We start from the raw sequence: 6,795 nt of genomic DNA, 5'->3' as shown, positions 1-6,795 counted from the left end.
TGGGCCGCGCGACCAGCGGTGTGATCGGGATGCGGTTCGTCGGAGACGACGAACTGCTCACCATGATCGTTCTGCGCGATAATATGGACATCCTCGTGGCCACCAGCCGCGGCTACGCGAAGCGGACTCCGGTCGACGCGTATCCGCCGCAAGGCCGCGGCGGCAAGGGCGTCCTGACCGCGAAGATCACGGAACGGCGCGGCGACTTGGTTGGGGCGCTGTCGGTGACGCCGGACGACGAGCTGTTCGCGATCACCTCGGAGGGAGGCGTCATCAGGACTCCGGTGCAGCCGGTCCGCAAGACTTCGGACCGCAACACTATGGGCGTCAAGCTGATCGACCTGCCCGACGAGGTCTCGCTGCTCGCGATCACCCAGAGCGCCGAGGAACCGGAACCCGATGAGGGGCAGGACGAGTAGATGACCGACGCGAAGGCCACCGCTGCGGAGACCGAGCGCGAAGACGACGTCCCGGAGTTCAGCTCCGAGGCGTCCGAGCCGGCCGGGCAGGCGACATCCGATGACTCGGCGTCCTCGGTCTCATCGCCGCCCGCTCCCGCCCAGGACCAGACGCTGACGCTGCGCCGCCCGCCGGGGATGACCCCGCCGCCGGTGACGCCGGATTCGATCCCGTCCTCGCCCACGGGGAACACCGCGGCCAACCAGGCCGCGGGAGTGGCCTCCTCGGCCCGCGTCGCGGACGCCGTCCGCGCCGCGCGCGCCGCGGTGAGCCAGGCGGCCGCGCGCGGTCCGCGCCGGGCCCGCCTGCGGCTCAAGCGGGTCGACCCGTGGTCGGTGATGAAGTTCTCGTTCGCCGTCTCGATCGTGCTGTTCATCGTGATGGTCGTGGCGACCACGGTCCTGTACATCGCGCTCGACGCGATGGGCGTGTTCGACACCGTGAACGACATGCTGCAGATGCTCATGGGCACGAACGCCGACGACGCGGCCGGCGGCGCGGCGCCGTTCCGGATCACCGCGAAGGGCGTCATCGGGGCCGCGGCCCTGCTCGGCGTGGTGAACATGGTCCTGTTCACGGCCTTGGCGACGCTCGGCTCGTTCATCTACAACGTGTGCGCCGACCTCGTCGGCGGCGTCGAGGTGACCCTCGCCGAACGCGACTAGCGACAAGCGACACGGGTGCCCGCGGCCTTCCGGCCGCGGGCATTCGCTTTCCCGGGCCGGCACGGGACGCCGCCCCGCAGAGCACAGGGGCGCCGCCCCGCAGAGCACCGGGGCGCCGCCCCTCGATGTGCAGTGACGGCCGTCCCTTAGGGCAGGGGGCCTGTTCGGCGAATCGCCGGGGCATGAGGTAATCTTTCTCAGCGCTGCCGATGAGGCCGCAACCTGTAAGGGCGTATAGCTCAGGTGGTTAGAGCGTCGAGCTGATAACTCGAAGGTCCCAAGTTCGAGTCTTGGTACGCCCACCAACAACCCGCCGTGAACCGGCGGGTTTTTTCATGCCTGTGGTTCCCGCCGCCCTGCGGAATACCCGGGCGCCGTCGCGGCCTTGCACCGGATGGCCCGTTCCCCCTTCGAGAAAGCAGCCCGCCATGCCCGACGCGCCCCGCTCGTTCCTGTTCCTCCTCGGCAGCGCCCGCACCGGCGGCAACACCGAGGTTCTGGCGCGCGCCGCCGCCGAGCACCTCGAGCCGGAGGTGCCGCAGCGGTGGATCCACGTGGGCGAGCTGGGCCTGCCGCCGTTCACCGACCGCCGCCACACCGGGGACGGGACGACGCCGTTCGCCGAGGGCGCCGAGCAGATCGTCCAGGACGCGACCCTCGCCGCCACGGACATCGTGATCGCCTCGCCCCTGTACTGGTACTCGGTGAGCGGCTCGATCAAGAACTACCTCGACTACTGGTCGGGCTGGCTGCGCGTGCCCGGGCTGGACTTCAAGGCCCGCATGGCAGGGCGGCGGCTGTGGGGCGTCACCGCACACGGAGACGACGAGCCCGGGGTGGCCGACCCGCTGGCCGGGACGCTGCGGCTGAGCGCCGCGTATTTGAAGATGGACTGGCGGGGCGTGCTCCTCGGCTACGGCTCCCGCCCGGGCGACGTGGACCGCGACGAGCGGGCCCGCGCGGCCGCGAAGACGTTCTTCGAGGACGGCGTCGAAACCCCGGACGTTCTGTACTGACAGGTACCGGCCCGGCGGCCGGTCGGGTCGCGGTTCGCTATGCTGAGGCGCATCGTGCAATGCCGATCACGGCGTTGCTGTACGCGGCAATCTCTGATATAGGGGGCCTGGGTCCATGTGGAAGAAGATCTTGATCGTCGCCGGGGTGGCCACGGTCGCGTTCGTCGTGGCCAAGAAGGTCAAGTCGATCAACGACGACCGCACCCTGTGGCACGAGGCCACCACCTCCGCCGAGGACGTTCGCTAGCGAAACGCGTTAGCCAGCTCACTGCGATCCGGGTATCCTCGCTGTTGCGGTGAGCGGGGCGGCGATACTTGGAGGGTCCAGTCTCGTAGGGTTCAGGCCGCGCGACTGACCGAGGGGCCTTAGCTCAATTGGCAGAGCACCTGCTTTGCAAGCAGGGGGTTAGGAGTTCGATTCTCCTAGGCTCCACCGCTGAAAAGGCGGCCGTCTGACGACGGCCGCCTTTCCTCGTATCTCGCCTGGTCAATGGCTGCGCAGCTGGCAGGCGCCGTCCACGCATTCACGCTGGAGGCGGCCCATCGACACCGTCTCGATCATGCCGAGGACCCAGCAGACCGGGCAGCCGCGCAGGGCCAGCAGGCCGACCGGCGCGAGCGCCAGGCTCCACAGGCCGAAGACCGGCAGGAGCGCGAACGCGGCGACGATCGCGCCGAAGCCGATCACCCCGCGCGTCACATGCCGCGCCACGGACTTGCTCGCGAAACCGCCGTTACCGGCCATCGCACTCCTCCGACCTGTCCCCAACGAGCCCTTCCTGGACGGCCGCCCGCGCACGGTGCAGCCGCGACTTCATCGCGGCCGTGCTGATGCCGAGCGCGTCGGCGGTCATGCGGCCGCTGTAGCCCTGGATGTCGCGCATGATGAGCACGCGCCGCTGGTCCCCCGGCAGCGCCGCGATCACATCGGCGACGATCCCGGCTTCCAAGAGCTGCAACGCCTCTTCCTCCGCGGAGGGCGTCGAGCGGTCCGGGAGCGGATCGCGCGGGCGCAGCGCCAGCCTGGCGCGCCTGATGCACTCGTTGCGCACGATGCGGAACATCCACGCCGCGAGCGCCCCGGTGGCGCGCAGCATCCCGATCTTGCGGTACAGGATGATGAGCGCCTCCTGCGCCGCGTCCTCCGCGTCCTGCGGTGTGGTGCAGAGGGAGTGCGCGAACCGCCGCACATGCGGGTGCGAGCCGGAGACGAGCGCGGTGATCGCCCCCGCGTCCCCGTCCTGCGCGGCCGTGATCAGTGCCCCGTCGGGCCATTCGTGCTCAGCCACGCGACCGGCTCCTTCTGCGCAGCACCACGATGCTGCACATGACCATGAGCAGCACCAGGACGCCGACTGCGATACCGATGACCATGAGAACCTCCGAATCAGGACCGGCCCTTCTGACCGGTCGGCTAAGAGAGGCGCGCACGGGCGCGAAGGATTCGCGCCGGCTCCGATTTTCTCCCCTCCCCTGGACGGGCTGACAGCGGCGTTGATCGCCGGTGCGCCGATGCGGCAAGATGGGCCGGTGAGAATCGGATTGCTCGGTGCGTTTGAGGTCCAGGTCGACGGGACCCCCGTGAACCTCCCCGGGGCGCGCTCGCGGGCGCTGCTCGCGGCGCTGGCCCTCGAAGCGGGGCGGATCGTCCCCAAGACCCGCCTGGTGGACTGGGTGTGGGGCGAGGAGCCGCCCTCCGACGAGGCGAACGCCTTGCAGGTCTTGGTGTCCCGGCTGCGCAAGGCCCTCCCGAAGGGCGCTGTCGAGTCGAAGGCCGGCGGGTACGTGCTCGCCGTCGAGCCCGATTCGGTGGACGTGAACCGCTTCGAGGCCCTGGTCGCGCGGGCCCGCACCGCCGAGGACGCCGAGAAGGCGGAGCTGCTGCGCGAGGCCCTGGGCCTGTGGCGCGGCGCCGCCATGGAGGGCGTCGCCCTGTTGGGCAGCAAGGCGTTCGACTCGGTCGTGGTCGGGCTCAACGAGCGGTACGTCGCGGTCCTGGGCGACCGCGTGGACGCCGAGATCCGGCTCGGGCGCGGCGCGGACCTCATCACCGAGCTGACCGATCTGGTCGCGAGGTACCCGATGCGCGAAGGCTTCGTGGCCGCCCTGATGCGGGCGCTCGCCGAGGCCGGCCGCAGCGCCGAGGCATTGACCGTGTACCAGCAGCTCTCGGAGCGGCTGGGCGACGAGCTGGGCGTGGACCCGTCCGCGGAGCTCTCGGCGCTGAACATCGCGCTGCTGCGCGGCGAGATCGGCGGCCGCACCGAGAACCGCCGCACCAACCTCCGCGCGGAGCTGACCGCGTTCGTGGGCAAGGAGGACGACGTGGCGGCCGTCGCCGACCTGGCGTCCCGGCACCGGCTCGTCACCCTCCACGGCGAGGGCGGCGCCGGCAAGACCCGCCTCGCGGTCGAGACCGCCCGCACCATGCTCGGCGACCTCCCCGACGGCGCGTGGCTCGTCGAGCTGGCGCCGCTGCACTCCGGTGACGAACTGGCGCAAGCGGTCCTGACCGCGATCGGCCTGCGCGACCAGCAGGGCGCGGCCGGCGGCGACGCGGCGGACCGGCTCGTCGCGGCGATCCGCGACCGCGTGATGCTCCTCGTCCTCGACAACTGCGAGCACGTGATCGAGGAGGTCTCGGCCTTCACCGACCGGCTCCTCGGCGAATGCCGCTCCCTGCGGATCATCGCCACGAGCCGGGAGCCGCTGGGCATCACCGGCGAGGCGCTGTGGCAGGTCGAACCTCTCGCGCTGCCCGCCGCGGGGGCGAGCCCGCAGGAGGCGGCCGCGTCCCCGGCCGTGCGGCTCCTGCGCGACCGCGCGGAAGCGGTGCGCCGCAACATCGGCGGCGACGAGGCCACACTGTCCACTATGGCCCGCATCTGCCGGGCGCTCGACGGGATGCCGCTCGCCATCGAGCTCGCGGCCGCGCGCCTGCGCACGATGTCCGTGGAGCAGCTCGCCGACCGCATCGACGACCGGTTCCAGCTCCTCACCGGCGGCAGCCGCACCGCCATGGCCCACCACCGCACGCTCCGCGCGGTCGTCGACTGGAGCTGGGACCTCCTCAGCGAGGCCGAACGGGAGCTCCTGCGCCGCCTCTCCGTGTTCACCGGCGGGGTGAGCCTCGAAGCGGCCGAACGGGTCTGCCCCGAAGGCGAGTACGCGCTCGACCTGCTCACCACCCTCACCGAGAAGTCGCTCCTGCGCACCGACGGCGAGGGCGAGCCGCGCTACCGGATGCTCAACACCATCCGCGAGTACGCGGCCCAGCGCCTCACCGAGGACGGCGGCGCGGAGGCCGCCCGCCGCGCCCACCTCGCGTTCGTCACCGAGCTCGCCGAGACCGCCGACCCGCACCTGCGCCGCGCCGAACAGGTCGAATGGCTCGCCCGTGTCGGCGCCGAGCACGACAACATCGCCGCCGCCCTGCGCGCCGCCGTCGCCGCCGGAGCAGCCGAGTCCGCGATGCGGCTCGTCGGCGCCGCCGGCTGGTACTGGTACATCGGCGGCCACAAGGCCGAGGGCACCGACTGGGCCATCGCCGCCGCGTCCCTCGACGGCGACGCACCCGACGCCGTCCGCGCCCTCGCTTACACGATCGTGAGCGTCTTCGTCTCCGCCGGCTTCGGCGGCGACCAGTACGTCGCGCAGGACTGGATCATGAAGGCCCACGAGGCCGCTGAGCGTTCCGGCTCCGACCACCCGATGCTCAGCTTCGTGACCCCCATGGCGCGCATGATCACCCACCCCGCGGACTTCCTCTCCGCGTTCGACCCGCTCGTCGACCACCCCGATCCGTGGGTCAGCGCCCTCGCCCGTCTCAGCCGTGGTCGCCTCAGCCTCACCGTCGGCGGCGACGCGACCGGTGTCGACACCGAGATCGCCGCCGCCCTCGCCGACTTCCGGGCCATCGGCGAACGGTGGGGCATCTACTCGTGCCTCCACGTCCTCGCCGAGCTCTACGCCGCCGCCGGTGACCTCGACGCCGCGTGCGACCACCTCGACCAGGCCGCCGCCGCCCTTGCCGAACTCGGCTCCGACGACGAGGTCGTCTCGCTCCTCGCCCGCGAGGCCGAGCTGCACTGGATGCGCGGCGACGCGACCGCCAGCCGCGCCGCGCTCGCCAGGGCCGAGCGCCTCGCCGACGGCATCACCTGGCCCGGAACAGTCGCCGAGCTGCTCCTCGCCAAGACGAACCTCGCGCGCTGGCGCGGCGACGGTGAGGAGGCCCGCGAGCACCTCGCGCGCATGCCCTCCCGGCCTGAGGGCGACAGTGCCGCGGTCGCGATCTCCGGGTCGATCCAGCGCTCGCTTCTCGCCGACGACCCCGCGGCCGCCCGCGTGCACGCCGCGGCGGCCTTCCGTGCCGCCGCCGATTTCGGGTACCCGCCGCTCAGCGCGCTCGCCCTCATCGCGGTCGCGGACGTCGCCGCGCGCGAAGGCCGGGACGACGAGGCCGTCCGGCTGCTCGGCGCCGCCGACACCGCTCGCGGCACCGCCGACCGGTCGCAGCCGGACGCGGCCCGCATCGCCGCCGCAGCGCGCGAAAGCCTCGGCGAAGCGGACTTCGCCGAGGCGATGCGCCTTGGGCACGAAGGGGATTGGCGGGCGATCGGGGAGGCGGCTCTCGCCTCGTGAAGGGCCGCAAC

The 6,795-nt window shown here is 71.9% G+C and carries 7 protein-coding genes and 2 tRNA genes; 7 read left to right on the top strand and 2 right to left on the bottom strand.

The genetic code is table 11. The features are described from left to right. The 6 genes from O2L01_RS25125 to O2L01_RS25100 form a co-directional block, all read left to right on the top strand. On the top strand, positions 1-419 hold a 419-nt coding region (locus tag O2L01_RS25125), incomplete at its 5' end, for a DNA gyrase C-terminal beta-propeller domain-containing protein (protein WP_333490298.1). Continuing rightward, positions 420-1,124 (top strand): DUF3566 domain-containing protein, encoded by a 705-nt coding sequence (locus O2L01_RS25120; protein WP_270124798.1) that lies wholly within the window; start codon positions 420-422, stop codon positions 1,122-1,124. It abuts the gene before it with no gap. 228 nt (positions 1,125-1,352) lie between these two features. Then, positions 1,353-1,429, top strand: a tRNA-Ile gene (locus O2L01_RS25115). A 123-nt stretch (positions 1,430-1,552) separates the two neighbouring features. Then, positions 1,553-2,140 carry a flavodoxin family protein gene (locus tag O2L01_RS25110; RefSeq protein WP_270124797.1) on the top strand — a complete coding sequence of 196 codons (588 nt, stop codon included), beginning with the start codon at positions 1,553-1,555 and terminating at the stop codon, positions 2,138-2,140. Positions 2,141-2,255: 115 nt separating this feature from the next. Further along, positions 2,256-2,387 carry a DLW-39 family protein gene (locus O2L01_RS25105; RefSeq protein WP_218125197.1) on the top strand — a complete coding sequence of 44 codons (132 nt, stop codon included), beginning with the start codon at positions 2,256-2,258 and terminating at the stop codon, positions 2,385-2,387. 113 nt (positions 2,388-2,500) lie between these two features. Next, positions 2,501-2,573, top strand: a tRNA-Ala gene (locus O2L01_RS25100). A gap of 54 nt (positions 2,574-2,627) precedes the next feature. On the opposite strand, the gene O2L01_RS25095 is transcribed toward O2L01_RS25100, so the two are convergent. Further along, positions 2,628-2,885, bottom strand: coding sequence for a hypothetical protein (locus tag O2L01_RS25095; protein WP_270124796.1), 258 nt, complete (start codon positions 2,883-2,885; stop codon positions 2,628-2,630). Then, complete coding sequence (locus tag O2L01_RS25090) at positions 2,875-3,429, bottom strand: RNA polymerase sigma factor (RefSeq protein WP_270124795.1); 555 nt, start codon at positions 3,427-3,429, stop codon at positions 2,875-2,877. Before O2L01_RS25090 ends, O2L01_RS25095 begins: the two co-directional genes overlap by 11 nt. Positions 3,430-3,670: 241 nt before the next feature. On the opposite strand from O2L01_RS25090, the gene O2L01_RS25085 reads away from it, so the two are divergent. Next, complete coding sequence (locus O2L01_RS25085) at positions 3,671-6,784, top strand: AfsR/SARP family transcriptional regulator (protein ID WP_270124794.1); 3,114 nt, start codon at positions 3,671-3,673, stop codon at positions 6,782-6,784. Positions 6,785-6,795: the final 11 nt, after the last annotated feature.

The sequence above is a fragment of the Glycomyces lechevalierae genome, assembly GCF_027622945.1.
GTDB classification, from domain to species: domain Bacteria; phylum Actinomycetota; class Actinomycetes; order Mycobacteriales; family Micromonosporaceae; genus Glycomyces; species Glycomyces rutgersensis.
Note: the sequence above shows the minus strand (reverse complement) of the source record. Positions and strands in the feature narration are given on the sequence as shown.

Coding starts and splice junctions, on each gene's coding strand:
- O2L01_RS25120 (WP_270124798.1), top strand. CDS start 420: ATGACCGACGCGAAGGCCACCGCTGCGGAGACCGAGCGCGAAGACGAC.
- O2L01_RS25095 (WP_270124796.1), bottom strand. CDS start 2,885: ATGGCCGGTAACGGCGGTTTCGCGAGCAAGTCCGTGGCGCGGCATGTG.
- O2L01_RS25110 (WP_270124797.1), top strand. CDS start 1,553: ATGCCCGACGCGCCCCGCTCGTTCCTGTTCCTCCTCGGCAGCGCCCGC.
- O2L01_RS25105 (WP_218125197.1), top strand. CDS start 2,256: ATGTGGAAGAAGATCTTGATCGTCGCCGGGGTGGCCACGGTCGCGTTC.